Origin of the sequence: Pseudomonas sp. JUb52 (assembly GCF_004341115.1) — a bacterium.
In the GTDB taxonomy this organism is placed as follows: domain Bacteria; phylum Pseudomonadota; class Gammaproteobacteria; order Pseudomonadales; family Pseudomonadaceae; genus Chryseomonas; species Chryseomonas oryzihabitans.
Genome location: NZ_SLYS01000013.1, coordinates 1 through 26,103, shown reverse-complemented (window position 1 = coordinate 26,103; position 26,103 = coordinate 1). Strand labels below are relative to the sequence as shown.

The window sequence follows — 26,103 nt, the reverse complement described above, 5'->3', positions numbered from 1 at the left end:
CCATGCCAGCCACCCCTGACGTCGTCGACCACGCCGAGCAGAGCATCGCCGTCGGTTCCAAGAGCTTTGCCGCGGCCGCCAAGCTGTTCGCCCCCGAAACCCGCGAGAGCGCGGTGCTGCTCTATGCCTGGTGTCGCCACTGCGACGACGTCATCGATGGCCAGGAACTGGGCCATGGTCAGGTCGAGGGCGATCGTCGCGCCGGACAGGAACGCCTGGCCGAGCTGGAACGCCTGACCCGCGCCGCCTACGGCGACGAGCCGCTGCAGGATCCGGCCTTCGCCGCCTTCCAGCGGGTGGTCAGGCGCCACGGCATTCCCCTGGCCCTGCCGCTGGATCACCTGGCCGGCTTTCGCATGGACGTCGAGGAGCGCGTCTATGTGGAACTGGAAGACACCCTGGAGTACTGCTACCACGTCGCCGGGGTGGTCGGGGTGATGATGGCGCGCATCATGGGCGCCGAAGACGAGGAAACCCTGGATCGTGCCTGCGACCTGGGCATGGCCTTCCAGCTCACCAACATCGCCCGCGACATCGTCGAGGACGCCCGTATCGGCCGCGTCTATCTGCCGCGGCTATGGCTCGACGAACTCGGGGTGCCGGCGGACGAACTGGCCGCGCCGCGCCATCGCGAAGCCGTCGCCCAGCTGGCCGAGCGTCTGGTGCGCCTGGCCGAGCCCTACTACGACTCGGCACGCCAGGGCCTGGCCGCCCTGCCCCTGCGTTCGGCCTGGGCCATCGCCACCGCCCGCGGCGTCTATCGCGAGATCGGCGTGCAGGTGCTGCACCTGGGCGCCCAGGCCTGGGATCAACGCGTCAGCACCAGCACCGCCGACAAGCTGCGCCTGGTCTGCCGCGGCGCCGCCCGCGCCATGCTCTCCCGCCACCAGCGCGACGAGCCACGCTCGACCGAGCTCTGGACCCGGCCGCGACGCTGACGCCCGCGATCGCGCTTCGGTCACATTTGTGCGCATCTTGGGGCTGCCCACCCGCAAACTTTTATGCGATAAACGGGTCGGATTAAAGCGACCCCTGGTGGGCCGCGGATGGATGGATGCCTGAGCCAGAGCGCTGCATCCGGTAGTCAGCCTACGAGTATGGGATTTGCACATGCACAAGACGGAAACGGCTGTTTCACACGATCGCTTCGCTGCCTCCTCGTCACTACTTGCCCTTGGCCTTTCCGCTAACGCGCAGTCCGGCTACAAGCCCGAATTCTTCAACGCCACCCAGTGGCGCACCCTGGTCGCCCTCTGCGCTCACCTGCAGGCCGACAGCGAGCAGGCCGATGCACGGCTGCCCGAGTTCATCGATCGCCACATGCTGACCCCCTACGCCCACGGCGATCGCTCCAATATCGTCGATCCCTTCGACGAGCAGGCCCAGGTCCAGCAGGGTGCCAACCTGCGTGATCTGCTGCGTGACGGTCTGGCCGTGGTGGACAGCTATTGCACCGAGCGTCTAGGTGCCGGTTTCGCCGAATTGGCGGCCGGAGAACAGGCCCAGGTGGTCACCGCCGCCGAAGCGGGTACCCTGAATCCGCCGGCCAAGGAATTCATCGATCTGCTGCGCAACGAAAGCGAACGCAGTCAGTACGCCCACTCCCTGTTCGCCGCCTACGACGACACTCCCGCCGTCGCCTGACCCTGCTTAGCGCCTCCCTGGAGGCGCTCCCCTCTCCTGCCTAGTCCGCACCTTCCTGCACCTGATCCCGCGCCTTGCGCTCGCGCGAAGAATCCAGGGCGCCGCCGTGTATCTCGCGCAGCTGCTGCTTGAGTTGCTGGGTGGTGGGCGCCAGCAGGAAACCGAAGGACACGCAGCCGTCCTTGCCGTCCACCGCATGATGCATGCGATGCGCCTGATAGAGCCGCTTCAGATAGCCGCTGCGCGGGATGTAGCGAAACGGCCAGCGCTGATGCACCAGGCCGTCGTGGGCGATGAAGTACAGCAGGCCATAGAGGGTCATGCCGGCGCCGATCCACTGCAGGTGCCAGTAGCCGGCGTTACCCAGGGCGATCAGGAGGATCGCGAGGCCAGCGAAGACCACCGCATAGAGATCGTTCTTCTCGAACCAGCCGGTACGCGGGCGGTGGTGGGATTCATGCCAGCCCCACCCCCAGCCATGCATGATGTACTTGTGCGACCACCAGGCGAAGGCTTCCATGCCGGCCACGGTAGCCAGCACGATTCCCGCATTGATCAGTAGCTCCAACGTTACCTCCGCAGGCGCCTGCTCAGGACGTCGCCGCCGGCTCGGCCAGGGTGCCGGCGGTCTCGCCCAGCAGGGGCGAATCCACCGGTAGACAGACCTGCAGGATACCCGGACGCACCTCGAATCTCACCCGGTCTCGCTTGACCGGTTCGCCATCGAGGTTCATGTCCAGGCCTTCGGCGGCTTCCAGCTCCACCCAGGGCAGTCGCGCGCGGATGAACATCTCCTCGGTGCTGAAGCCCTTGCTGAGGAATTCGCCCAGGGTGCCGAGCACGTCTTGGGACGCCGGCAGGATACCCACGTCGAGCAGACCATCGTTGACCACGGCGGTGGGACAGAGCACATGACCGCCGCCAGCCTGGCGACCGTTGCCGATGCCCAGGGCGAGGAATTCGCCTTCCCATTCGAAACCGGGACCGCGGAAGCGGCCATGGGCCGAATGCACCTCGGCGAAGCGGGTCAGGCCGGTGAGGAAGTAGGCCGCGCCACCCAGCAGACGCTTGAGTTCACCCGGGGTGTTGGCGGTGACCTGGGAGCCGAAGCCGCCGGTGGCCATGTTGAGGAACAGCTGACCCTCCGCCTCTACCAGGTCGATGGCGCTGGTCGGGCCATCCAGTAGCGCCAGCGCTGCAGCAGGCTCCACCGGCACACCGGCCGCGCGGGCGAAGTCGTTGGCGGTCCCCAGGGGCAGCAGGCCGAGACGGGCCTGACTGTGGTTCTGCGCCATGGCCTCGGCCACCGCCCGCAGGGTGCCGTCGCCGCCGGCCGCGACCAGGGTGCCGTAGCCTTCGCGGGTCGCCTGCTCGACGAAGCGCGCGGCATCGTCTTCTTCCCAGGTCACCCGCACATCGATGCGATGACCGGCGGCACGCCGTTCGAGAATGGCCTCCCGAACGTCCTCGTTACCGGTTTCCTTGCCATTGAGAATGACCAGGGCTGCGTCAGCCAGGGTGCCTGTCGTCGTCATGTCTGTCGTCCAAGGTTGGCGCTGCGCGGCGAGATGCCGCGTCAGGTACCGGGCAGCGCCCGGCGAGCGAATCTGGAGACTAGGACTGTGGCCCAACGGCCACGTTCAGTCCTGACCGCCGGTTGGCTAGGCCTTGAGCAATTCTGCCAGCGGGATGAAGCGCACCGGGTCACCCACGGCGAAGGTGCGGTCCTCGCGGATCTCCACCAGGCCATGGGCCCAGGCCGCCGTCTGCAGCACATTGGAGCCCTGGTTGCGGTGGGGTACCGCCCGGCCATTCTCCAGGCGCGCCCGCTGGTATTCGCGGCGCGCACCGGCACGCGGCCAGTCGAAACCGGCCGGCACCTCGACGCTCAGGGGGGCCACGTCGATCTTGCCGGCCCGCCGCAGCAGATAGGGCCGCGCCAGCAGACCGAAGGTCACCAGCGTCGAGGCGGGATTGCCCGGCAGACCGATCAGCGGGATCCCGCGGAAGCGCCCACAGGTCAGCGGCTTGCCCGGCTTGAGCGCCAGCTTCCACAGGGTCAGCTCGCCCTCCTCGCGCAGGGCCTGGCCCAGGTAGTCGGCTTCGCCCACCGAGACGCCGCCGGTGGAAAGGATCAGATCGGCCTGCAGCGCGCCCAGCCGCCGGCGCGTCTCGGCGAGATCGTCAGGCAGGATGCCCTGGTCCGACACCTCGCAGCCCAGCCGCCGCAACCAGCTGATCAGCAGAGCACGATTGCTGTTGTAGATCTGCCCCGGGCCGAGCGGCTGGCCGGGCGCGACCAGTTCATCGCCGGTGGACAGCACCGCGACCCTGAGGCGGCGAAAGACAGTCAGTTGGGCCCGGCCGAGGGAGGCGGCGACGCCCAGTTCCGCAGGACCCAGGGCGGTGCCGGCCGACAGGACCTCGTCACCCACCTTGACCTCGTTGCCGCGGCGCCGGATGTTGCGGCCCGACCGCAGTTGCTCGACGAAGCGCACCTGACCATCGTCCAGCACCTCGGTGTTTTCCTGCATTTCCACGCAGTCGGCACCCGCCGGCACTGGCGCGCCGGTAAAGATACGGGCGCAGGTTCCCGGCTCCAGCGGGGCCGGTGCCTGGCCGGCGAAGATGCGCTGGGAGACCCGCAGCGGTTCGCCCTGCCAGTCGTCCAAACGCAGGGCGTAGCCGTCCATGGCGCTGTTGTCCCAGGGCGGCAGATCCAGGTCGGCTACCAGGGGCGCGGCCAGGATGCGCCCGTCGGCGTCTTCCAGGGCGACCTGCTCGAGGGGCAAGGGACCGTCTTCGGCCGCCAAGGCCAGCAGTCGCGCCAGGGCCTCTTCCAGCGACAGCAGGCTCATCCGCGTGGCCCGCAGGGTTCGGCCTGCTTGAGATGCGGCACGAAGTTGCAGGGGCGATGACGGTTGTCCAGCTGCTCGGCGAGGATGCCGTCCCAGGCGGTGCGGCAGGCATTGGTCGAACCCGGCAGGCAGCAGACCAGGGTGCCGTTGGCCAGGCCGGCCAGGGCGCGGGACTGCACGGTGGAGGTGCCGATGTCGGCCACGGAGATCTGGCGGAACAGTTCACCAAAGCCATCCACCTGCTTGTCCAGCAGGCAGGCCACGGCTTCCGGGGTGCTGTCGCGACCGGTGAAGCCGGTGCCGCCGGTGATCAGCACCACCTGCACCTGGTCTTCGGCGATCCAGTGGGCGACCTGGGCGCGGATCCGGTAGAGGTCATCCTTGAGCAGCACGCGGTCGGCGAGGAAATGGCCGGCGGCCTCCAGGCGGTCGACGAACAGCTGACCCGAGGTGTCGGTCTCGAAGGTGCGGGTATCGCTGACCGTCAGGACGGCGATGTTCAGCGGTACGAAAACCGCCTCGGCTTTGTGGCTCATCTGCTTGGGTTTCCGAAGTGTGCGAAAGAAAGGGTGCAGCGGAAGACCGCCGGACGGGCCTCGGGTTTCCCGGAGGGGGTGAGCGCCGGACTGGCAGCGACCGGGAGGTGGCCGCGTCGACAGTCAGGGTCACTGTGGGCCACGATCGCGGGGAAGGTCCGAGAAGGCTGCATCGTCACAGCCTAGAGGAAAAGCCGGCGCCCCTTCAACCGAGAGGGCGCCTGGCCACGCCTAGCGCTGGCGTTGTTCGCCTTCGGCATGGGTCTCCCATTTGATGGGGCGCGGATCGGCCATGTCGTTGGCATCCTGGCTGAAGCGCCCGTACTGGGGCGCGATGTTCGGGTCCTCCTCCCAGGTCGCCTGCTGGGTGAAGGTCCCGGCCTTGCGATCGAACTTGAGGAAATGCCGGGCCGTCTTGCCGCCCCAGTCCGCGGACGGCAGGGAGATGAAATCCACCTGGTACTGGTCGTCGGTCAGCTTGCCGTGCACCACATAGACGCCGTAGTGCTCCTCGCCGGGCGAGATGATCTTGTAGACGCCGTTGCTGTAGTAATAGAGGGTGGCGTCGGGATAGGGCTTCTTCTCGTAGAGCTTTTCGTAGAACAGCTTCTGACGGATGGTCGGCTGTCCAAAGGTGACCTTGACCGAGGGAGGTTCACCGCCGCCCGCGCCAAAGGCGGGCAAGGCGGCCAGGGCCAACGCAGGGAGCAGCATCGTCTTCATCGTTTCCAAACTCCTTCTGGGCGGGGACTCCCCGCCACCGCACGGCAGGGATCAAAGGTGTCTAGCACGCCCCTTTGCACGGGGCGCGCCCGAGTCTAGCCCAGCCGTTGCGCCTCGACAAACCCCGCTCCCGCCGACCGCCAGCGATGAAACCGGGCTAGGATGAACGCCCGCTCCCCACGTCCGAAAGCCCGAGGTCAGCTGCATGTCCCTTCTGCCCGCTTCCATCCTGATCCTCGCCGGCGGTCGCGGCCAGCGCATGGGCGGACGCGACAAGGGACTGGTGGAATGGCGCGGCCAACCCCTGGTGGCCCAGGTGCAGGCCGCGGTAAGGCCACTGACCGATGACCTGGTGATCTCCTGCAACCGCAATGCGCCGCGCTATGCCCAGTGGGCCGACCAGCTGGTGGCCGATGACCAACCGGACTTTCCTGGCCCGCTGGCCGGCATCCTCGCCGGCCTCGCCGTGGCGCGGCATGACTGGGTGCTGCTGCTGCCCTGCGATGCGCCGCGCATCGATGCCGCCCTCGCCCTGCAACTGCTCGCGGCGGCTCAGGCGAGCGTGGGGCCAGTAATGGCGCGCCAGGGTGGCTACTGGCAACCGCTGTTCAGCGCCCTGCCCCGGCGCCTGTTGCCGGCCTTGCGCCAGGCCTGGGCGGATGGCGAGCGCAGTCCGCGTGGCGCCCTGCTGCCCCTTGGCCTGACCGCCGTGGACTTCACTGAAGACGATATTCGCCTGGCCAACTTCAACGACCCCGCGGCCCTGGAAAGCGCGGTCTGAACGCGGCGATCCACCCGGCCAGAGGGCGTGACCCATCGGTTCCCGGACGAACTCGGCCCTGCACCCGCGGTCCTAAGCCCGCTTGGTTGCCAAGAAAGGAGACCGTCACATGAACAAGCACCTGCTCCCCGCCGCCCTGCTGGTCGCTGCCAGCGCCCTGCTCGCCGGCTGCTCCACGCCCAGCGTCATCACCCTCAACGATGGCCGCGAGATCCAGGCCACCGACACGCCGAAGTACGATGACGACTCGGGCTTCTATACCTTCAAGCAGCTCGACGGCAAGCCGACCCGCATCAACAAGGACCAGGTTCGCACCATCAAGGAGCTCTGATTCCTGCCCGGCGCGATTTTTTTACCTAACCCCTTGTGCTTGCATGAGTTTTAGGTAGAATGCGCGCCATCCATCACGGAGCGTAGCGCAGTTTGGTAGCGCGTCTCGTTCGGGACGAGAAGGTCGCTGGTTCGAATCCAGTCGCTCCGACCAATTTGATCCGCAAGGATCACCCCAAGGCCCGCCTAGTGCGGGCTTTGTCGTTTCTGGGGTTTGGCTTTAGCGCCCCAAGGAGCGCCGCCCTCCCCCCTCTATCGCCGACTCAACGCCAGCTTGGCGGCGAACAGCAGAAAGACCACGCCCGTCATCCGATCCAGCCAGCGGATCACCGCGGCCTTGCGCAGGGTCTCGCCCAGGGTGCGGGTGGCGCCGATCAGGGTCAGGGACCAGAGCAGGCCCAGCGCCACATGGATGGCGACCAGGCCGAAGGTCCAGGCGATCAGGGGTTGGCCCTGGGGGATGAACTGGGGCAGGAAGGACACATAGAAGATGCCGACCTTGGGATTGAGCACGTTGCCCAGCATCCCCTTGAGAAACCAGTTGGAGCCTGAGCCGCCCTCGCTTGCCGCAGGGGCGATGCCGTTACGGGGGCGCAGCAGCAGGTTGAGGCCGAGCCAGCAGAGGTAGGCGGCGCCGCAGTACTTGAGCAGCGTATAGGCCAGTTCCGAGACCGCCAGCAGCGCACCCAGGCCGAAGGCCACGGCGGCGCCCCAGAGCAGGCAGCCGGCATTGATCCCCAGGGCCGCGCGCCAGGCCTGGGCGCGGCCTTCTACCGCGGCGGTGCGCAGGATCAGCGCGGTATCGAGACCCGGAGTGACGGTGAGCAGGGACGCGGCCAGGGTGAAGGCCAGCAGGTTGTCGGCGAGGGACATGGCGGGGCTCGTTTCGGCGGGAGAGGCTCGAAACGGTAGCACGGGGTCAGTACGACGATCGGCCTGCCCTCGTACCGCGATGGCCGCCCGCAGGCGGCCATGGCAAGGCTCAACCGGCGGCGCGGAAGGCGGGTTCCTGGTCAGCGATGTAGCGGGCGGCGGCGCGGCGGGCTTCCAGTTCGAAGGCCTGGGGATTGCCATCGACGATGCGCTCCAGGGTGCCGCGAGGGATGCCGTCGGCTTCGAAGTCGGTGCGGCACTGCAGGGCGCCGGCGTGGCAGACGTTGCGCTCGACCGCTTCGATCAGACCACCGGCGCGCAGGGTCTTGACGATGTTGTGGGGCAGACGGCGGCTGCGACGCAGAGCGGCGGTGGCCATGGCCAGGACGTCGAGGATCTCGTTTTCCACCGGGGTGAAGGGGCCGTTGCCGAGCTTGCCCTTCTGCATCAGGTAACGGCGCGAGAGCTGATTGCCCTGGCGTTCGAGGGCTTCTCGCGCGGCCAGGTCGAGGCGACCGCGGCTTTCCAGGCTGCGCTCCAGCGCAATGAGAAATTCCCAATCGGTGATCTGAGAAATCTGGGTGATGACTGCGTCCATGAAGCGCTCCTTGCCAGTCGGGAATAGATGGCACATTGATAGCGTTCAGCGCATTTGGTTCCCTGCAAAACGGGCATGCCGACGGACGTCATATCATTTGGCCAGTGCCGACCGGTCGAGGCCGACGAGCGTGTCTATTCGGGGGACGAAAGGAGCGATGACAAGAGCTGGGTAGGTAGGTCGCACCAACCGTCCTATCCCAGGAAACAGGACACTAGCGACGCGGCAGCAGGCTCTCGACCAACTGGCTGAGGTCGGCCACGCTCCAGGGTTTGGGCAGGAAGGCAGCGCGCCGCGGAAGGACGGCGAGATCCTGGTCGATGTAGCCGGAAATGATGATGAAGGGCACCGTGGGCCAGCTCACCGCCGCGAGCTGGGCGAAGGCCAGACCGTCCAGCATGCCCGGCACGTTGACGTCGGCGATGACCATCTTGGTATCGCTGCCGCGGGTGTCCATATGAGCCATCGCTTCATCGCTGGAGGCGACTGCCACGACGTTCAGCCCCTGCTCGGTGAGGATTTCGGTCAGCAGCTCGCGCTGCCCCGGATCGTCTTCCAGAACAAGAATTTGTCTTTGTATTTCAAGGCTTCTCGGCTTCATGGCAGCTCAGACAGCGAAGGCGGGAGAGGTTCTCCCCAAACCTACCTAACGGTCACCTAAGGCAGGTGAGCGGTAGGCTGGCCAATTGCCTTCAAACCCGCGCCACGCCTGGCTTTCAGCCCTTAAAAGAACCATGCCAGACGGCCTCGTGAGGGGCGCGGATGAAGTTTTTTCGCCGCTTGGCTGTCTGAGGGCCAAGACGCCCATTTTTCGCCTGCGCAAGGACCCCGCCTCCGTGAGCCGACAGCCCCCCTCCCGCAAGGCGCGGGTCGACAATTCCGCTACCAGCGATGTTTCGCACGAGGGCAAGAACATCTTCTTTGCCGCGGTGGAAACCACGCGGATGCCGATGCTGGTGACCGATCCCAAGCAGCCGGACAACCCGATCATCTTCGCCAACAACGCCTTCACCGACATGACCGGCTACCAGGTGGACGAGTTGCTGGGGCGCAACTGCCGCTTCCTGCAGGGACCGGAGACGGATCGTTCGGTGGTCGGCCAGATTCGCGAGGCGGTGGAGCAGGAGCGCGAGATCTCGGTGGAGATCATCAACTACCGCAAGGACGGCTCGACCTTCTGGAATGCGCTGTTCGTCTCGCCGGTGTACAACGACGCGGGCGAGCTGACCTACTACTTCGCGTCCCAGCTGGATGTCAGCCGGCGGCGCGACGCCGAGGACGCCCTGCGCCAGGCGCAGAAGATGGAGGCGCTAGGCCAGCTCACCGGCGGCATCGCCCACGACTTCAACAATCTGCTGCAGGTGATGATGGGCTATATCGACATCATCCAGCGCACTGCGGAAAAGCCCAGCTTCGACCAGGAACGCATCGTGCGCAGCGCCACCCACGCCAAGTCGGCGGCGGAGCGCGCCAGTACCCTCACCCAGCAGCTGCTGGCCTTTTCCCGCAAGCAGAAGCTCGAAGGCCGGGTACTCAACCTCAACAACCTGATCCGCACCTCCCATGAACTGGCGGAGCGAACCCTGGGCGACGTGGAAATCCGCACTCAGTTGGACCCCGAGCTGTGGAATTGCCGCATCGATCCCACCCAGGCCGAGGTGGCGCTGCTCAATATCCTGATCAACGCCCGCGACGCCCTGGCGGATTGCCCGCAGCCCAGCGTGGGCATCGAGACGCGCAACGTCGAGGTGCGCGAGCTGGCGAACATGTCCTACGACGGCCTCATGCCCGGGCGCTATGTCAGCCTGGCGATCACCGACAACGGCCACGGCATGCCGGCCAGCATCCGCGATCGGGTGATGGATCCCTTCTTCACCACCAAGGAAGAAGGCAAGGGCTCGGGGCTCGGCCTGTCGATGGTCTATGGCTTCGCCAAGCAATCCGGCGGCACGGTGCGCATCTATTCGGAAGAAGACGTCGGCACCACCCTGCGCCTTTACTTTCCGGTGGATGACAGCCATGTCACCCAGCAACAGGCCGAGCAGCGCTCGGAGCGCCGCAGCGGTACCGAGCGCATCCTGGTGGTGGAAGACCGTCCGGACGTTGCGGAACTGGCCAAGCTGGTGCTGGAAGACTACGGCTACACCGCGCAGATCGCCTTCAATGCCAGCGAAGCCCTACGCCTGCTGCGCGAAGACGAGCAGCCGTTCGACCTGGTGTTCACCGACCTGATCATGCCGGGCGGCATGAATGGGGTGATGCTGGCGCGCGAGGTGAAACGCCTGCACCCGGCGATGAAGATACTGCTCACCACCGGCTACGCCGAGAATTCGCTGGAGCGCACCGACATCGGCGGTTCGGAATTCGATGTGATCTCCAAGCCCTACATCCCCAACGACTTGGCGCGCAAGATTCGCCGGGTGCTGGACGGACCCAACGGGATCGCCTGAGGGTGCGAGCGCTCTTACCCGCGCCGGGGCCGGGCCGTGTCGATGGGTCGGAGTGGCCTTGGACCAGCGACACGATTAGACTGACGATTAACGGGGCGCGGATCGCGCCCTCCGTTTTTTCCGCTGCATGGTTCCAACGCAGCTCCATCGCTCCCTTACCTCAGCGTAACGCACGGCGCCTCTGCTCCAGCAGCCGTCTGCGCCGCATGTTTTCCGTGCTCTTCGTTTCCGACGCCGCGAGGTTTGGCCATCCATGAATTCTTCTAGCGCGTCCATTATCGCGACAGGCAATGCCGGCCTGGATCAGGTCCTGCGCGGCGGTCTACCCAAGGATCGGCTCTACCTGCTGGAGGGCACCCCAGGTTCGGGCAAGACGACCCTGGGCTTGCAGTTTCTCTTCGAAGGGGTCCGCCAGGGCGAGTCGGTGCTCTATATCACCCTGTCGGAGACCAGCGAAGAGCTGCGGTGCGTGGCCGAGTCCCACGGCTGGAGCCTGGACGGCGTGCACCTGTTCGAGCTGTCCGCCGCCGATGCCGTGCTCGGCGGTGCGCAGGAGCAGACCATCCTGCATCCCTGGGAGTCCGAACTGGGTGACACCATCGAGCTGATCCAGGCCCGCGTCGACGAACTCCAGCCGCGCCGCCTGGTGTTCGACAGCCTGTCGGAGATGCGCCTGCTGGCCCAGGATCCCTTGCGCTATCGCCGCCAGGTGCTCGCGCTCAAGCAATTCTTCGCCGGACGCGGCCTGACCGTGTTGCTGGTGGACGATCTGACCGCCAGTGGGGGCGAGCGCGACAATCATCTGCACAGCCTCTGCCACGGGGTGCTGACCCTGGAGCGCCTGACCCTGGACTTCGGCGCCGCCCGCCGGCGCCTGCAGATCCAGAAGTTGCGTGGCGTGGACTTCATCGCCGGCTATCACGACTTCGTCCTGCGCCGCGGCGGCCTGGAGATCTATCCGCGCATGATCGCCGCAGGGCGCTACCAGGATTTCGTGGGCCAGCCCGTGCCCAGCAACATCGCGGACATGGATGCGCTGCTGCATGGCGGCCCCCTGCGCGGCACCAGCACCCTGATCACCGGCCCGGCCGGTACCGGCAAGACCACCCTGGCCCTGCAATATGTCACCGCGGCCTGCGCGCGCGGCGAAAGGTGCGCCGTCTATGAATTCGACGAGCGTATCGGCACCCTGCTCAAGCGCGCGGAAAGCATGGGTATGCCGCTCCATCGCTATATCGACGAGGGTCTGCTGGTGGTCCACCAGATCGATCCGGCCGAACTGTCTCCCGGCGAATTCGCCTGGCGCGTACGGCGGGATGTGGATGAGAACGACTGCCGACTGCTGGTCATGGACAGCCTCAACGGCTACCTCGCCGCCATGCCCCAGGAGCAACACCTGATCCTGCAGATGCACGAGTTGCTTTCCTACCTGAGTCAGTCCGGGGTGGTGACCTTTCTCATCAATCCCCAGCACGGTCTGGTCGGGACGATGACCTCCAGCCTCGACATCTCCTACATCGCCGATACCGTGGTGCTGATCCGTTTCTTCGAGGCCCAGGGCCGACTGCGCAAGGCCATTTCCATCCTCAAGCACCGCGGTGGCGGCCACGAGGACGCGATTCGGGAATTGCGCATCGATACCCGGGGCATCCGGGTGGGTCAGCCCCTGGTGGACTTCCGCGGCGTGCTGACCGGCACCCCGGAGTACTTCGGTGCCAAGCAACCCCTGATGGAAGAGCGCGATTGACCGAGACCAAGACGCCTTCCTGCGAGCTGATCATCTGTGCCCCGCTCCGGGGCGATGCCGCCAGCCTGCAGCGACTCTTCACCCAGGGCTATCACACGCGCTACCTGTCCACGCTCAACGAGGTTGCAGCCGCGCTGGGCGACGAGACGGGCATCATCGTGTTTACCGAGGAGGCTCTGCGCCAGGAGCTGAACGCTCTGGCGCAGGCCTTGGAGCGCCAGCCGACCTGGTCGGACATCCCGCTGGTGCTGCTGGCTTCCGACTCCAAACGCTCGGGCCGCGGCAACGATCTCCTGCGTCGTCAGCTGCCCGCGGCCGCCACCAATCTGGTCATCCTGGAGCGGCCCCTGAGTGGGGCCTCCCTGCTGAGCAGCGTGGCCGCCGCCTGGCGGTCGCGACTGCGCCAGTTCGAGATGCGCGACCGTCTCGCCGAACTCGCCCAGGAGCGCGAACGCCTGCAGACGCTGCTGGAGAACCTGCCGGTGGGGGTGTGCTTCATGGATGCCCAGGGCCGCACCCTGGTCAGCAATCCCTTCTATGAGCAGTACGTGCCGGGTCAGCGCATTCCGTCCCAGCAACCGCAGGAAGTGGCGCGCTGGACCGCGCTCGACAGCAATGGCCGGCTGCTGCCGCCCGAACGTTTCCCGGGCGCTCGGGCGCTGGGTGGCGAGCGGGTCAAGGGGCAGGACTTCTATCACACCAGTGCCACCGGCGAGGAATCCTGGCTGCGGGTGAGCGCGGTGCCGCTTCACGACGCCGGCCAGCAGATCATCGGTGCGACTACGGTGATCGCCGATATCAGCGAGGAGAAACGCGCGGAACTGGCCTTGCGCCGCTTCAACGAAGAACTGGAAGTCCAGGTCGAGGAGCGCACCCGTACCCTGGCGCTTACCCTTAGCGAATTGCAGCGGGAAACCGCCGAACGCAGTCGCGCCGAAGAGCAGCTGCGTCAGTCACTGAAGATGGAAGCGGTCGGCCAGCTCACCGGCGGCATCGCCCATGACTTCAACAACATGCTCACCGGGGTGCTGGGCGCCCTGGACCTGATGAAGATCAAGAACAAGGGGCAACTGGCCGGCCTGGAGCGCTACATGGAGGCGGCGCAGCACTCGGCGCATCGGGCGGCGGCTCTCACCCAGCGGTTGCTGGCCTTCTCACGCCGGCAATCGCTGGAATCGCGCCCGATGTCGGCCAACGACCTGATCCTGGCGCTGCAGGATCTGCTGCAGGGCACCGTGAGCGAGCAGATCTCGGTGACGCTGGAACTGGACCCGGCGGCGCCCTGGATCCTGGCCGACGCCAACCAGCTGGAGAATGCCCTCCTCAACCTGGTGATCAATGCCCGCGATGCCATGCCGGATGGCGGCGTCGTCACCCTGGCGACCTATCCGGTGATGGTCACCGAGCCGGCGGCCGAAGACGAGGCGCTGCCTCCTGGAGACTATGTCTGCATCGAGGTGCGGGACAGCGGAACCGGCATTCCGGAGCGCCTGCTGGACAAGGTGCTCGAGCCCTTCTTCACCACCAAGCCCCAGGGCCAGGGCACCGGTCTGGGGCTGTCGATGGTCTATGGCTTCGCCCGGCAGAGCAATGGCCGCCTGACCCTCGCCAGTGACGCCAGCGGAACCCGGGTGTGCGTCTATCTGCCCACGGCGGAACAGCGCCGCGAGCCGCAGCGCGCCGAGCCGGCGGAGCTCGTCCAGGGCGCCGGCCAGACCATCCTCCTGGTGGAAGACGACGATGCGGTACGGCTGGTCAATCAGGAGGCACTGCAAGCCCTGGGCTATCGGGTCTGGAGCGCGGCCGAGGGCAAGGCCGCGCTGCGTCTGCTGGATCAGATCCCGCAGCTGGACCTGCTGGTGACCGACGTCGGTCTGCCGGGCCTCAATGGTCGCCAGCTGGCGGAGGTCATCCAGCAGCTCAGGCCGCGGCTGCCGGTGCTGTTCCTCACCGGCTACGCCGAGGGCGCACTCAGTAGGACTTCCTTCCTGGGTGGTAACATGGAGCTGATGACCAAGCCCTTTACCCTGGACCAGTTGGCTGCGCAGGTCGCCGCCATGCTGTCCGGGTCCGCCAATCGGGCCGTGGCGCCCTCCTGAGGTCGCCGCCGCCCCGCGACCTAGCCAAGGACCCCATGACCGCCCAGATCCGCCCCGCCCGCCGCGAAGACGCCACCCGCATTCACGAACTGATCGTCGAACTGGCCGACTATGAAAAGGCCGTCCACGAGGTGCTGGCCAGCCCGGCCCAGATCGAGGCGACGCTGTTCGCCGCCGACACCCCGACCCGGGCGCTGGTCGCCGAGCACGACGGCGTGGTGGTGGGCTATGCCGTGTATTTCTACAGCTATTCCACCTGGCTGGGCCGCAACGGCATCTACCTGGAGGACCTCTATGTGAGCCCCAGCGCCCGCGGCACCGGCCTGGGCAAGGGCCTGTTGCGCGAACTGGCCCAGGAAGCGGTGGCCAACGACTGCGGCCGCCTGGAATGGAGCGTGCTGGACTGGAACACCCCGGCCATCGACTTCTACGAAAGCCTGGGCGCCGAGGCCCAGAGCGAATGGGTGCGCTATCGCCTGGACGGCGCGGCGCTGCGGGATTTCGCCGAGAGTGGGCGGTAGGATTCAAAGGTTGGGTTGAGCGCCAGCGAAGCCCGACGCGATGGGACGCGACATGGGTAATGTTGGTTGCGGTTATGGCGATCCGCTGTTGCCGGGGGACGCCGATCGCGGCCATGGGCCGCTCCTACGGATTCCGATTCCCCTGCAGGAGCGCCCCATGGCCGCGATCAACGCCGTAGCGTGGAAAACGGCACTGCCTTTTCCACCGGGGACGTCGGCATGGGGCGCGCCCTCACCCCAACCCTCTCCCAAAGGGAGAGGGGGATTTTCGACCAAGGATCAGCGTCGTAGCGTGGAAAACGGCGCAGCCTTTTCCACCGGGGACTGCGGCATGAGGCGCGCCCTCACCCCAGCCCTCTCCCAGAGGGAGAGGGGGCTTTGTCCGAGTGATAATCAGATCTTTGCCAGCCCTGAAAATCGCAGCACCGTAGCGTGGAAAATGGCGCAGCCTTTTCCACAGGGGACTGCGGCATGGGGCGCGCCCTCACCCCAGCCCTCTCCCAGAGGGAGAGGGGGCTCTGTCCGAGTGAAAATCAGATCTTTGCTAGCCCTGAAAATCGCAGGCGACCGGCACAAGCCTGTCCGCATCGGCTGACCGCCACCCGTTACCGCTCCGCCAGTTCCACCTGTGCCGGTCGGCGCTGCATCAGCACCTTGCCGTTACGGATGGAGTACAGCGGCAGGCCCTGACTGCGGACCATCTCGTAGTCGCTGTCGGCGGAGAGCACCAGCAGGTTGGCCGGTCGCCCCTCCTCCAGGCCGTAGCGATCGCCCAGGCACAGGGCCTTGGCGCTGTTGACCGTGACCAGATCCAGCGCCGATTGCAGGTTGCGATAGCCGAGCATGTGGCAGATGTGCAGTCCCGCTTCCAGCACCCGCAGGATGTTGCCGTTGCCCAGCGGATACCAGGGATCGACGATGGAATCCTGGGCGAAGCAGACGTTGAGGCCGGCCTCCAGCAACTCGTTGACCCGGGTCACGCCGCGACGCTTGGGAAAGGTGTCGAAGCGGCCCTGCAGGTGGATGCTCTCGGTCGGGCAGGAGATGAAGTTGATGCCGGCGTGGGTCAGCAGGCGGAACAGCTTGGCGCAGTAGGCGTTGTCGTAGGAGCCCATGGCGGTGGTGTGGCTGGCGGTGACCCGCGAACCCATGCCGCGGCTGCGTGCCTCTTCGGCCAGCACCTCGAGAAAGCGCGAGTGGGGATCGTCGGTCTCGTCGCAATGGACGTCCACCAGGCAGCCGGTGCGCTCGGCCAGGTCCATGAGGAATTTCACCGAGCTCACGCCCTGGTCGCGGGTGTATTCGAAGTGCGGGATGCCGCCGACCACATCCGCGCCCAGGCGAATGGATTCCTCCATCAACTCGCGCCCATTCTTGAAGGACTCGATGCCCTCCTGGGGAAAGGCGACGATCTGCAGGTCGATCAGGTGGGCGGTCTCCTCGCGTACCTCGAGCATGGCCTTGAGTGCGGCCAGCGACGGATCGGTGACGTCGACGTGGGTGCGCACGTGCTGGATGCCATGGGCGGCCAGGGCGCGGATGGTGCGTGTGGCGCGGGTCTTGGTGTCTTCCTGGGTGATGGTGGCCTTGCGCTCGCCCCAGCACTCGATGCCCTCGAACAGGGTGCCGCTCATGTTCCAGCGCGGCTCACCGGCGGTCAGGGTGGCGTCGAGGTGGATGTGCGGCTCGACGAAGGGCGGCACCACCAGGTTGCCAGCGGCGTCGATGTCGTCCGGCCCTACCGCAGGCGGCATGAGCTGCTCGGCGATGGCGGCGATGAGTCCGCCTTCGAGGCGGATGTCATACAGGCCTTCGCGGTCACGCAGGCGGGCGTTGAGGATGCGCATGGTCGATCTCCTAGAGCGAAGCGGGGGCGGCGGCACGACGACCGCGACTCAGGCCATTGAACACGCCATAGCCGAGCGCCGCCACCCCGATGCCCACCAGGGGCGCCACCCAGGGCGAACCGAAGGCGGCGATGGTGCCCAGGCCGTAGGCGGCCAGGCCCGGCCAGTTGTAGTGCGGCAGGCGGGCCTCGGCGAGCAGCGGATAGCGCCCGCGATGGCGCAGCCAGAAGTCGGCGACGATCACCCCGCCGATGGGTGGGATCACCGTGCCGAGCAGTACCAGATAGGGCACCAGCAGGTCGTACATGCCCAGCACGGCCAGGGCGGTACCGATCAGGGCGCCGGCCAGGGTCACCGTCTTGCGGCGGCTGGTACGCACCAGATTGCAGCCGGCCACGGCGAAGTTGTAGATGGTGTTGTCCTGGGTGCTCCAGATGTTGAGCAACAGCATGGCCAGGGCGGCGGTGGCGAAGCCCTGCAGCATCAGCACCTCCACCACGTCCGGCTGCTGGTAGACGATGGCGCCATAGGCGCCGATCAGCACCATCAGGCCGTTGCCGATGAAGAAGCCGATCAGGCTGGTCAGCACCGCCACCCGGGTGGAACGGGCGAAGCGGGTCCAGTTGGTGGCCTGGGTGGCGCCGCTGACGAAGGTGCCGAACACCAGGGTGATGGCGGTGGACAGGTCCAGGCTGGCGCTGGGCTGGATCGCCAGCAGGCCGGCCAGACCGCCGGCCTTGGCGGTGGTCACGCTCATGGACAGGATCAGCAGCAGCGCCATGGCCGGCACGGCGATCCAGGAGAGGATCTCCAGGCCGCGGTAGCCGATGTAGGCGGTGGCGCAGAAGCCCAGGCCGAACACCGCCATCAGCGCCAGCACCGCGCCCTGCTCCAGGCCGAAGTACCTGCCCAGCACCACGGCAGCGGTGGCCGTCCCCCAGGCATACCAGCCGATCTGGGTGAAGCCGAGGATGAGGTCGCACAGCTTGCTGCCGCGTTCGCCAAAGGCGAAGCGCCCCATCAGCACCGAGTTGAGGCCGCTGCGACAGGCGATATGGCCGAGGGCGGCGGCATAGAGACCCAGCAGCAGATTGCCGAGGGCGATCACCCACAGCAGGTCGGTGAAACCGAAGGCCACCCCCAGCTTGCCGCCGGCGAACATGGTGGCGGTGAAGAAGGTGAAGCCCAGCAGCACCATGGCCAGGGAGGCCAGCCCCTTGCGGGCGTGGGGCGGGACTTCGCTCAGGGGATAGTCGTTGCCGGCGTTGCTCATAAGGCATTCCTCGGGATGGGCGTACCTGACCCTTAGCAGTGGCCGTGCCAGGCCCCGCCAAGCGGCATGGCAGAGGCCAGGGCGCCCTTGCCGGCCGATCCCTGGAGCCCGTCTTTGGTGCAAGGCGCTGTCCCGTGCCTTGGCCGGGGGCGGTCAAGTGTGAGACGGTTGCCGCGGCCGTCTCACAAGGAAAAGATCATGACCACGCCACGCCTCGCCGTCCTGGGTTCCGGTCTCATGGGCATCGGCATCGCCGTACACCTGGCGCGCCACGGCCATGCCGTGCAGCTGCAGGACGTCGACCCCGCCCGCCTCGCCGAGGTGGCCGCCACCGCGCGCACCCTGCTCGCCGAGCTGGAAGAAGCCGACATCGCGGTGGACACCGAGGCGGTCATCGCTCGCCTCAGCACCACCACCGAGCTGGCCGATCTCGCCGACTGCGACCTGCTGTTCGAAGCCGTGCCCGAGCGCCTGGAGCTCAAGCACCGCCTCTATGCCCAGCTCGAAGCCGTGCTGCGCCCGGACGCCCTGATCGCCAGCAACACCAGCGGCCTGCCACCGGACGAACTGGCCGCGCACCTGCGCCATCCCGAGCGCCTGCTGATCGCCCACTTCTGGAATCCACCGCACTTCATTCCCCTGGTGGAGCTGGTGCCCGGCACGGCCACCCTGCCCGCCCATCTGGAATCCGTGCGCCTACTGCTGGAAGCCGCGGAGCTGGAAGCCGTGGTCCTGCAGCGCGCCATTCCCGGCTTTGTCGGCAATCGCCTGCAATTCGCCCTGCTGCGCGAGGCCCTGCACATCGTGCAGAGCGGCGCGGCGGACGCCGAGACGGTGGACCGGGTGATGCGCGCCTCCCTGGGTCGGCGCTATGCCATGGTCGGGCCGCTGGAAGCGGCGGACATGGGTGGCCTGGATACCTTTCGCGACATCGCCCGGCATCTCTGGCCGACCCTGGCGCGGGACGAGGCGCCGCTACAGCTGCTGGAAGACCAGGTGGCGGCCGGCCGTACCGGCCTGCGCAGCGGCCACGGCTTCCATGAGTGGGACGCGGCGCGGCGCGAGCGCATCGTCCAGCGGCGCCTGCACCAGCTGCGCCATGCGCTGAAGCCATGAGCCGCCCCCCGCCGGGTCTGCCCGGGCTGGAAGACTATGCCGACATCCGCCAGCGGGCGATCCGCTCGCTGTTCGAGATCATCGAGCAGACCAGCAACGGCACGGTGATCGTCGACCGCGAGGCGCGCATCGTCTGGATCAACCAGAGATACGCCCAGCACTTCGGCCTGCCGGATGCCGCCGCCGCCATCGGTCAGCCGGTGGAACAGATCATTCCCCACAGCCTGCTGCGCGAGGTGGCGCGCAATGGCCAGCCGATCCTGCTGGACATGCTGGAGACCCGCAACGGACCGCTGGTGGTGATGCGCCTGCCGATCCATACCGACGAGGGCGAGCTGATCGGTGCCATCGGTTTCGCCCTGTTCGACCAGTTGCAGCAACTGGCGCCGCTGGTGACCCGCTACCTGCGCATCCAGGAAGAGCTGGCCACCACCCGGCGCTCGCTGCAGCATGCGCGCACCGCCAAGTACGGTTTCGGCCACTTCGTCGGCAGCGGCCCGGTCAGCCTGGAGGTCAAGCGCCGCGCCCGGCGCGCCGCCGCCAGCGAGGCTGCGGTGCTGCTGCTGGGCGAGACCGGCACCGGCAAGGAGTTGCTGGCTCACGCCATTCACGGCGCCTCGCCACGGGCCGGGCGGCCCTTCGTCAGCATCAATGCCGCAGCCATCCCGGAAAGCCTGCTGGAAGCGGAATTCTTCGGCACCGCGCCTGGCGCCTTCACCGGTGCCGAACGGCGCGCCCGCCCGGGCAAGCTGCAGATCGCCCAGGGCGGCACCCTGTTTCTCGACGAGATCGGCGACATGCCCCTGGCCTTGCAGGCCAAGCTGCTGCGGGTGCTGCAGGAAAAGGAGTACGAACCCCTGGGCTCCAACGAGGTGCTGGCCTGCGACGTGCGCATGATCGCCGCCACCTCCCGCGACCTGGAGACCGCCGTGGCCGAGGGACGCTTTCGCGCCGATCTCTATTACCGCCTCAACGTGCTGCCGATCCGCATCCCGCCGCTGCGTGAACGCCTGGACGACCTGGCGGTGCTGACCGAGGCCATCCTCGACGGGCTGCCGCAGGTGGGCGGACAGTCGACGCCCGAACTCACCGCCGACGGCCTGGCCCTGCTGCAGCGCCAACCCTGGCCCGGCAATGTGCGGGAGTTGCGCAACGTGCTGGAGCGCGCGGTGCTGCTGGGCGACGACAGCCAGCTGGACGCCGCGGCGCTGGCGGAGGCCTTGGGCGTTTCCGCCGAACTGCCAGCCAAGCCCGTGGCGAGCGCTACCGGCGAAACCTACGCCGAAGCCCGCCAGCGCTTCGACCGGGAACTGTTCCAGGCGACCCTGGCCGCCTGCGGCGGCAAGGTGGATGAAGCCGCCCGGCGCCTGGGGTTGGGGCGTTCTACGCTATACAAGAAGCTGGTGGCGCTGGGGCTGATGTCTCGAATATGAGACATATCCATAAATTGAGAAATATCCTGTAGGAGCGGCCCATGGCCGCGATTGACGATCTATCGCGGCCATGGGCCGCTCCTACAGGATCCTTGCAGTAGGTTGGATTGAGATGGCTCTATCGTCGAAGCCCAACATGGCCGGCGTCGGGCCGTTGTTGGGCTTCGCTGCGCTCAGCCCAACCTCCGGTGTCCAGCTTTTGAGAAAAAATGGCGGTAATTGGCAGCGATCAAAATAAAAATTCATACAAAACAATAATTTATAGATCTGGCACGGTTCTGGCTCCTGCATTCGGGCGATCTCTGCATCGCCCTATAACAACAAAAACCGCTTCGCCCCAGGCGGAGCTCTAGGAGAAGCCATGAGTGTCCTGATCGCACTCGCCGCCCTGGCGCTGCTGATGTTCGCCGCCTACCGGGGTTTCAGTGTCATCCTCTTCGCCCCCCTCGCCGCCCTCGGCGCCGTGCTGCTCACCGACCCGTCCGCCGTGGCGCCCGCCTTCACTGGGATGTTCATGGACAAGATGGTGGGCTTTCTCAAACTCTATTTCCCGGTGTTCATGCTGGGCGCCCTGTTCGGCAAGCTAATCGAGCTGTCGGGCTTTTCCCGTGCCATCGTCGCCGCGGCCATTCGCCTGCTCGGTCGCGAGCGGGCCATCCCGGTGATCGTCGCGGTCTGCGCCCTGCTCACCTATGGCGGCGTCTCGCTGTTCGTGGTGGTCTTCGCCGTCTATCCCTTCGCCGCGGAGATGTTTCGCCAGAGCGACATTCCCAAGCGGCTGATCCCGGCGACCATCGCCCTGGGCGCCTTCTCCTTCACCATGGACGCCCTGCCCGGCACGCCGCAGATTCAGAACATCATCCCCACCAGCTTCTTCCAGACCACCGCCTGGGCCGCGCCCTGGCTGGGCCTGGCCGGATCGCTGTTCGTCATCGCCGTGGGCCTGGCCTACCTCGGCAGCGCTCGCCGCAAGGCGCGCAACAGTGGCGAAGGCTATGCCAGCGTGCCGCTGCGCAACGAACCCGAGACCGCTGCCGACCTGCCGCTGCCCAATCCCTGGCTGGCCCTCGCACCGCTGGTGCTGGTGGGCGTGCTCAACCTGCTGCTGACCCGCTGGATTCCCGACTGGTACGGCGCCACCCATAACCTGGCCCTGCCCGGCATGGCCAAACCGGTGACCCAGGAAGTCGCCAAGCTGACCGGCATCTGGGCGGTGGAAGGCGCGTTGCTGGCGGGCATCCTGCTGGTGCTGGCGACCGGCTTCGGCGCCATCCGCGGACGCCTGGCCGAAGGCAGCAAGACGGCCGTCTCCGGTGCCCTGCTGGCCGGGATGAACACGGCATCGGAATACGGCTTCGGCGCGGTGATCGCCGCCCTGCCCGGCTTCGTGCTGTTCGCCCAGGGCCTCAAGGCCATCCCCGATCCGCTGATCAACGAAGCCGTCAGCGTGACCCTGCTGGCCGGCATCACCGGCTCGGCGTCCGGTGGCATGAGCATCGCTCTGGCCGCCATGAGCGACACCTTCATCGCCGCCGCCAACGCGGCCGGCATCCCCCTGGAGGTGCTGCACCGGGTGGCGGCCATGGCCAGCGGCGGCATGGACACCCTGCCGCACAACGGCGCGGTCATCACCCTGCTGGCGGTGACCGGCCTGACCCACCGCGAAGCCTATGGCGGCGTGTTCAAGATCACCCTGATCAAGACCGTGGCGGTGTTCTTCGTCATCGCCCTCTACTACCTGACCGGCCTCGTCTAAGGAGACAGCCATGGACCTCACCGGCAAGACCGCCCTGGTCACCGGCTCCACCAGCGGCATCGGCCTGGGCATCGCCCAGCGCCTGGCCGCCGCTGGTGCCACCCTCATCCTCAACGGCTTCGGCGATCCCGCTGCGGCCCAGGCCAGCCTGCCCGGCCGCAGTGGCTTCCACGGCGCCGACCTGTCCAGGCCAGAGGAGATCGAAGAGCTCTTCGCCTACGCCCAGCGCGACTTCGGCGGCGTGGACATCCTGGTCAACAACGCCGGCATCCAGCACGTGGCGCCGGTGGAAGACTTTCCGATGGAGCGCTGGGACGCGGTGATCGCGCTCAATCTCTCGGCGGTGTTCCACACCACCCGCCTGGCGCTGCCAGGCATGCGCGCACGCGACTGGGGTCGCATCATCAACATCTCTTCAGTGCATGGCCTGGTGGCCTCCACCGGCAAGGCCGCCTATGTGGCCGCCAAGCATGGCGTGGTGGGCCTGACCAAGGTCACTGCCCTGGAGACCGCCCGCACCGGCATCACCTGTAACGCCCTCTGCCCGGGTTTCGTGCTCACCCCGCTGATCCAGCAGCAGCTGGACAGCCGTGGCAGTGATCCGGACCAGGCGCGGCGCGACCTGCTCAGCGACAAGCAGCCGTCGCAGGAATTCGTCACCACCGACCAGTTGGGCGAACTGGCGCTGTTCCTGTGCAGCCAGGCCGCTGCTCAGGTACGGGGCGCCGCCTGGACCATGGACGGCGGCTGGACCGCCCAATAACGACAAGAGGATCTCCATCATGAACAAGCTCTATCCCAACGCCGCGGCTGCCCTCGATGGGCTGGTCAGCGACGGCATCACCCTGGCCGTGGGCGGCTTCGGTCTCTGCGGCATCCCCGAGGCGCTGATCGCCGCCCTGAGAGACACCGGCGCCCGTGAACTGACCGCCATCAGCAACAACGCCGGGGTGGACGGCTTCGGCCTCGGCCAGCTGCTGGAGACCCGGCAGATCCGCAAGATGATTTCCTCCTACGTCGGCGAGAACAAGGAATTCGAGCGCCAGTACCTGGCCGGCGAACTGGAGCTGGAATTCACCCCCCAGGGCACCCTGGCCGAGAAGCTGCGCGCCGGTGGCGCGGGCATTCCGGCGTTCTATACCCGCACCGGCTACGGCACCCTGGTGGCCGAGGGCAAGGAGGTCCGCGACTTCAACGGCCAGCCCCATGTCATGGAACTGGCGCTGACCGCCGACGTGGCCCTGGTCAAGGCGCAACGCGCCGACAAGGCCGGCAATCTGGTCTTCAACAAGACCGCGCGCAACTTCAATCCGCTGTGCGCCATGGCCGGTCGCGTCTGCGTGGCCGAGGTGGAAGAGCTGGTGGAGGTCGGCGAGCTGGATCCCGACCAGATCCACCTGCCCGGCATCTTCGTGCAGCGCCTGGTGGTCAACGCCAGCCCCGAGAAACGTATCGAGAAACGCACCCTGAGCGAGGAGAAGTAAGATGGCCTGGACCCGCGAACAGATGGCGCAACGCGCCGCCCGGGAGCTGCAGGACGGCTTCTACGTCAACCTCGGCATCGGCTTGCCGACCCTCGTCGCCAACTATATCCCCGCCGGCATGGACGTCTGGCTGCAGTCGGAAAACGGCCTGCTCGGCATCGGCCCCTTTCCCACCGCCGAGACGGTGGATCCGGACCTGATCAACGCCGGCAAGCAGACCGTCACCGCCCTGCCCGGCAGCAGCTATTTCGACAGCGCCGCGAGCTTCGGCATGATCCGCGGCGGCCATGTGAATCTGGCCATCCTCGGCGCCATGCAGGTGTCGGAACAAGGCGATCTGGCCAACTGGATGATCCCCGGCAAGATGGTCAAGGGCATGGGCGGCGCCATGGACCTGGTAGCCGGCGTACAGCGCGTGGTGGTGCTGATGGAGCACACCGCCAAGGGCGCCCACAAGATCCTGCCGGCCTGCGACCTGCCGCTGACCGGAGTCGGCGTGGTCGACCTGATCATCACCGACCTGGCCGTGCTGGAGGTGACCGAAGGCGGTCTGAAGCTGGTGGAACTGGCCGAAGGCGTGAGCCTCGATGAACTGCGCGCCGCCACCGGCGCCCCCATCCAGGCCTGAGGAGACCCCAGCCATGCAAGATGTCGTCATCGTCGCCGCCACCCGCACCGCGGTCGGCAGTTTCCAGGGCTCCCTGGCCAACGTACCCGCGGTCGAACTCGGCGCCACCGTCATCCGCGCCCTGCTGGCACAGACCGGCGTGGTGCCAGCCGAGGTGGATGAAGTCATCCTCGGCCAGGTACTCACCGCCGGCGCCGGCCAGAATCCCGCCCGCCAGGCGGCGGTCAAGGCCGGCCTACCCCACGAGGTGCCGGCCCTGACCCTGAACAAGGTCTGCGGCTCCGGCCTCAAGGCGGTGCAACTGGCCGTCCAAGCGATCCGTTGCGGCGACGCCGAGATCGTCATCGCCGGTGGCATGGAAAACATGAGCCTTGCGCCCTATGTGCTGCCCAAGGTGCGCAGCGGCCTGCGCCTGGGGCATGCCGAGCTGGTCGATTCCATGATCAGCGATGGGCTGTGGGATGCCTTCAACGACTACCACATGGGCCAAACCGCGGAGAATCTGGTGCAGCAGTACCAGATCAGCCGCGAGGCCCAGGATGCCTTCGCCGCCCGCTCCCAGCAGCGCGCCGCGGCGGCGGTGGAATCCGGGCGTTTCCGCGAGGAGATCACCCCGGTGGCCATCCCCCAGCGCAAGGGCGAGCCGCTGCTGTTCGACACCGACGAAGGCATCCGCGCCGATACCACCGCCGAGGGCCTGGCCCGCCTGCGGCCGGCCTTCGCCAAGGACGGCAGCGTCACCGCCGGCAACGCCTCCAGCCTCAACGACGGCGCTGCCGCGGTGCTGGTAATGAGCGCGACCAGGGCTGCCGCCCTTGGCCTGATGCCGCTGGCCCATATCGCCGCCTATGCCAGCGCCGGAGTGGACCCGGCGATCATGGGCATCGGCCCGGTCTCGGCCACCCGCAAAACCCTAGAAAAGGCCGGCTGGCAGCTGAGCGATCTAGACCTGATCGAGGCCAACGAAGCCTTCGCCGCCCAGGCCCTGGCCGTGGGCCAGGAGCTGGGTTGGGATGACGAGAAGGTCAACGTCAACGGCGGCGCCATCGCCCTGGGCCACCCCATCGGCGCCTCGGGCTGTAGGGTACTGGTGACCTTGCTCCACGAATTGCGGCGGCGCGAGGGTCGGCGTGGCCTGGCGACCCTGTGTATCGGCGGTGGCCAGGGCGTGGCCCTGGCAGTGGAGCGGCGGTAGTCGAGTGATGATGTTATCGCGGCCATGGGCCGCTCCTACAGGATAATTCGCACCTGTAGGAGCGGCCGCATCGGCGGACCGCCATGGCCGCGATATGACCCCAACGGGTGGAAAAGGCTGCGCGGTTTTCCACCCTTGTATCTCGACTGAGGCCTCTTTGCGAGGTCATAGTCCCCGACTGATCATCGGGGGAGGATGGCAAGCCGTTTCC

General features: G+C 67.0%; 25 protein-coding genes and 1 tRNA gene. 16 read left to right on the top strand and 10 right to left on the bottom strand.

Annotation, left to right across the window (positions count from 1 at the left end; all coding sequences use genetic code 11):
* The first annotated feature begins 2 nt into the window (after positions 1-2).
* On the top strand, positions 3-938 hold the full coding sequence (locus tag EC839_RS19330) for a phytoene/squalene synthase family protein (RefSeq protein ID WP_132833025.1): 936 nt from the start codon (positions 3-5) through the stop codon (positions 936-938).
* A gap of 172 nt (positions 939-1,110) precedes the next feature.
* A complete protein-coding gene (locus EC839_RS19325) occupies positions 1,111-1,644 on the top strand; it encodes a gluconate 2-dehydrogenase subunit 3 family protein (RefSeq protein ID WP_007162872.1) in 534 nt (177 codons plus the stop codon).
* 40 nt (positions 1,645-1,684) lie between these two features.
* On the opposite strand, the gene EC839_RS19320 is transcribed toward EC839_RS19325, so the two are convergent.
* The 5 genes from EC839_RS19320 to EC839_RS19300 form a co-directional block, all read right to left on the bottom strand.
* A complete protein-coding gene (locus EC839_RS19320) occupies positions 1,685-2,212 on the bottom strand; it encodes a sterol desaturase family protein (RefSeq protein ID WP_007162871.1) in 528 nt (175 codons plus the stop codon).
* Between the two features lie 22 nt (positions 2,213-2,234).
* Positions 2,235-3,179, bottom strand: a complete 945-nt coding sequence (gene yegS / locus EC839_RS19315; RefSeq protein ID WP_007162870.1) for a lipid kinase YegS — start codon at positions 3,177-3,179, stop codon at positions 2,235-2,237.
* Between the two features lie 126 nt (positions 3,180-3,305).
* Positions 3,306-4,502: a gephyrin-like molybdotransferase Glp gene (gene glp, locus EC839_RS19310; RefSeq protein ID WP_007162869.1), complete on the bottom strand. Its 1,197-nt coding sequence runs from the start codon at positions 4,500-4,502 to the stop codon at positions 3,306-3,308.
* Positions 4,499-5,038 carry a molybdenum cofactor biosynthesis protein B gene (moaB, locus tag EC839_RS19305; RefSeq protein ID WP_007162868.1) on the bottom strand — a complete coding sequence of 180 codons (540 nt, stop codon included), beginning with the start codon at positions 5,036-5,038 and terminating at the stop codon, positions 4,499-4,501. Before moaB ends, glp begins: the two co-directional genes overlap by 4 nt.
* Before the next feature lie 231 nt (positions 5,039-5,269).
* On the bottom strand, positions 5,270-5,761 hold the full coding sequence (locus EC839_RS19300; protein WP_007162867.1) for a hypothetical protein: 492 nt from the start codon (positions 5,759-5,761) through the stop codon (positions 5,270-5,272).
* A gap of 205 nt (positions 5,762-5,966) precedes the next feature.
* Between EC839_RS19300 and mobA the strand changes: the two genes are divergently transcribed.
* The 3 genes from mobA (at position 5,967) to EC839_RS19285 (ending at position 7,026) form a co-directional block, all read left to right on the top strand.
* Entirely contained in the window at positions 5,967-6,542 is a 576-nt protein-coding gene (gene mobA / locus EC839_RS19295) for a molybdenum cofactor guanylyltransferase MobA (RefSeq protein ID WP_007162866.1), read from the top strand.
* A 109-nt stretch (positions 6,543-6,651) separates the two neighbouring features.
* A complete protein-coding gene (locus EC839_RS19290) occupies positions 6,652-6,873 on the top strand; it encodes a YgdI/YgdR family lipoprotein (RefSeq protein ID WP_007162865.1) in 222 nt (73 codons plus the stop codon).
* 76 nt (positions 6,874-6,949) lie between these two features.
* A tRNA-Pro gene (locus EC839_RS19285) sits at positions 6,950-7,026 on the top strand.
* Positions 7,027-7,124: 98 nt separating this feature from the next.
* Here EC839_RS19285 and EC839_RS19280 read toward each other — a convergent pair.
* From EC839_RS19280 to EC839_RS19270, 3 genes are all read right to left on the bottom strand, one after another.
* Positions 7,125-7,745 (bottom strand): LysE family translocator, encoded by a 621-nt coding sequence (locus EC839_RS19280; protein WP_007162864.1) that lies wholly within the window; start codon positions 7,743-7,745, stop codon positions 7,125-7,127.
* A gap of 109 nt (positions 7,746-7,854) precedes the next feature.
* Entirely contained in the window at positions 7,855-8,343 is a 489-nt protein-coding gene (locus EC839_RS19275; RefSeq protein WP_007162863.1) for a hypothetical protein, read from the bottom strand.
* A 214-nt stretch (positions 8,344-8,557) separates the two neighbouring features.
* Positions 8,558-8,944 carry a response regulator gene (locus tag EC839_RS19270; RefSeq protein ID WP_052504098.1) on the bottom strand — a complete coding sequence of 129 codons (387 nt, stop codon included), beginning with the start codon at positions 8,942-8,944 and terminating at the stop codon, positions 8,558-8,560.
* A gap of 235 nt (positions 8,945-9,179) precedes the next feature.
* On the opposite strand from EC839_RS19270, the gene EC839_RS19265 reads away from it, so the two are divergent.
* From EC839_RS19265 to EC839_RS19250, 4 genes are all read left to right on the top strand, one after another.
* The gene (locus tag EC839_RS19265) at positions 9,180-10,793 is read left to right on the top strand and encodes a histidine kinase famiy protein (RefSeq protein WP_007162860.1); all 1,614 of its coding nucleotides are present in this window, start codon (positions 9,180-9,182) and stop codon (positions 10,791-10,793) included.
* A gap of 253 nt (positions 10,794-11,046) precedes the next feature.
* A complete protein-coding gene (locus tag EC839_RS19260) occupies positions 11,047-12,540 on the top strand; it encodes an ATPase domain-containing protein (RefSeq protein WP_027602800.1) in 1,494 nt (497 codons plus the stop codon).
* On the top strand, positions 12,537-14,639 hold the full coding sequence (locus EC839_RS19255; protein WP_007162858.1) for an ATP-binding protein: 2,103 nt from the start codon (positions 12,537-12,539) through the stop codon (positions 14,637-14,639). The genes EC839_RS19260 and EC839_RS19255 overlap by 4 nt, the downstream gene beginning before the upstream one ends.
* A gap of 35 nt (positions 14,640-14,674) precedes the next feature.
* Positions 14,675-15,160 (top strand): GNAT family N-acetyltransferase, encoded by a 486-nt coding sequence (locus EC839_RS19250; RefSeq protein WP_007162857.1) that lies wholly within the window; start codon positions 14,675-14,677, stop codon positions 15,158-15,160.
* A 605-nt stretch (positions 15,161-15,765) separates the two neighbouring features.
* Here the strand turns inward: EC839_RS19250 and codA are convergent.
* Positions 15,766-17,007, bottom strand: coding sequence for a cytosine deaminase (gene codA / locus EC839_RS19245; RefSeq protein ID WP_007162856.1), 1,242 nt, complete (start codon positions 17,005-17,007; stop codon positions 15,766-15,768).
* A gap of 10 nt (positions 17,008-17,017) precedes the next feature.
* Positions 17,018-18,280: a cytosine permease gene (gene codB, locus EC839_RS19240; RefSeq protein ID WP_007162855.1), complete on the bottom strand. Its 1,263-nt coding sequence runs from the start codon at positions 18,278-18,280 to the stop codon at positions 17,018-17,020.
* A 198-nt stretch (positions 18,281-18,478) separates the two neighbouring features.
* Here codB and EC839_RS19235 point away from each other — a divergent pair, with 198 nt between their 5' ends.
* The 7 genes from EC839_RS19235 to EC839_RS19205 all read left to right on the top strand — a co-directional run bounded on the left by EC839_RS19235 (position 18,479) and on the right by EC839_RS19205 (position 25,892).
* Positions 18,479-19,396: a 3-hydroxyacyl-CoA dehydrogenase family protein gene (locus tag EC839_RS19235; protein ID WP_007162854.1), complete on the top strand. Its 918-nt coding sequence runs from the start codon at positions 18,479-18,481 to the stop codon at positions 19,394-19,396.
* Positions 19,393-20,829 carry a sigma-54-dependent Fis family transcriptional regulator gene (locus EC839_RS19230; RefSeq protein ID WP_007162853.1) on the top strand — a complete coding sequence of 479 codons (1,437 nt, stop codon included), beginning with the start codon at positions 19,393-19,395 and terminating at the stop codon, positions 20,827-20,829. The genes EC839_RS19235 and EC839_RS19230 overlap by 4 nt, the downstream gene beginning before the upstream one ends.
* A 361-nt stretch (positions 20,830-21,190) precedes the next feature.
* Positions 21,191-22,585 carry a GntP family permease gene (locus EC839_RS19225; RefSeq protein ID WP_007162852.1) on the top strand — a complete coding sequence of 465 codons (1,395 nt, stop codon included), beginning with the start codon at positions 21,191-21,193 and terminating at the stop codon, positions 22,583-22,585.
* A 10-nt stretch (positions 22,586-22,595) separates the two neighbouring features.
* Positions 22,596-23,348, top strand: coding sequence for a 3-hydroxybutyrate dehydrogenase (locus tag EC839_RS19220; RefSeq protein WP_007162851.1), 753 nt, complete (start codon positions 22,596-22,598; stop codon positions 23,346-23,348).
* A 19-nt stretch (positions 23,349-23,367) separates the two neighbouring features.
* Positions 23,368-24,069 (top strand): CoA transferase subunit A, encoded by a 702-nt coding sequence (locus EC839_RS19215; protein ID WP_007162850.1) that lies wholly within the window; start codon positions 23,368-23,370, stop codon positions 24,067-24,069.
* 1 nt (position 24,070) lies between these two features.
* The gene (locus tag EC839_RS19210) at positions 24,071-24,697 is read left to right on the top strand and encodes a CoA transferase subunit B (protein WP_007162849.1); all 627 of its coding nucleotides are present in this window, start codon (positions 24,071-24,073) and stop codon (positions 24,695-24,697) included.
* Positions 24,698-24,710: 13 nt separating this feature from the next.
* Positions 24,711-25,892, top strand: coding sequence for an acetyl-CoA C-acetyltransferase (locus tag EC839_RS19205; protein ID WP_007162848.1), 1,182 nt, complete (start codon positions 24,711-24,713; stop codon positions 25,890-25,892).
* Positions 25,893-26,103 lie beyond the last annotated feature (211 nt).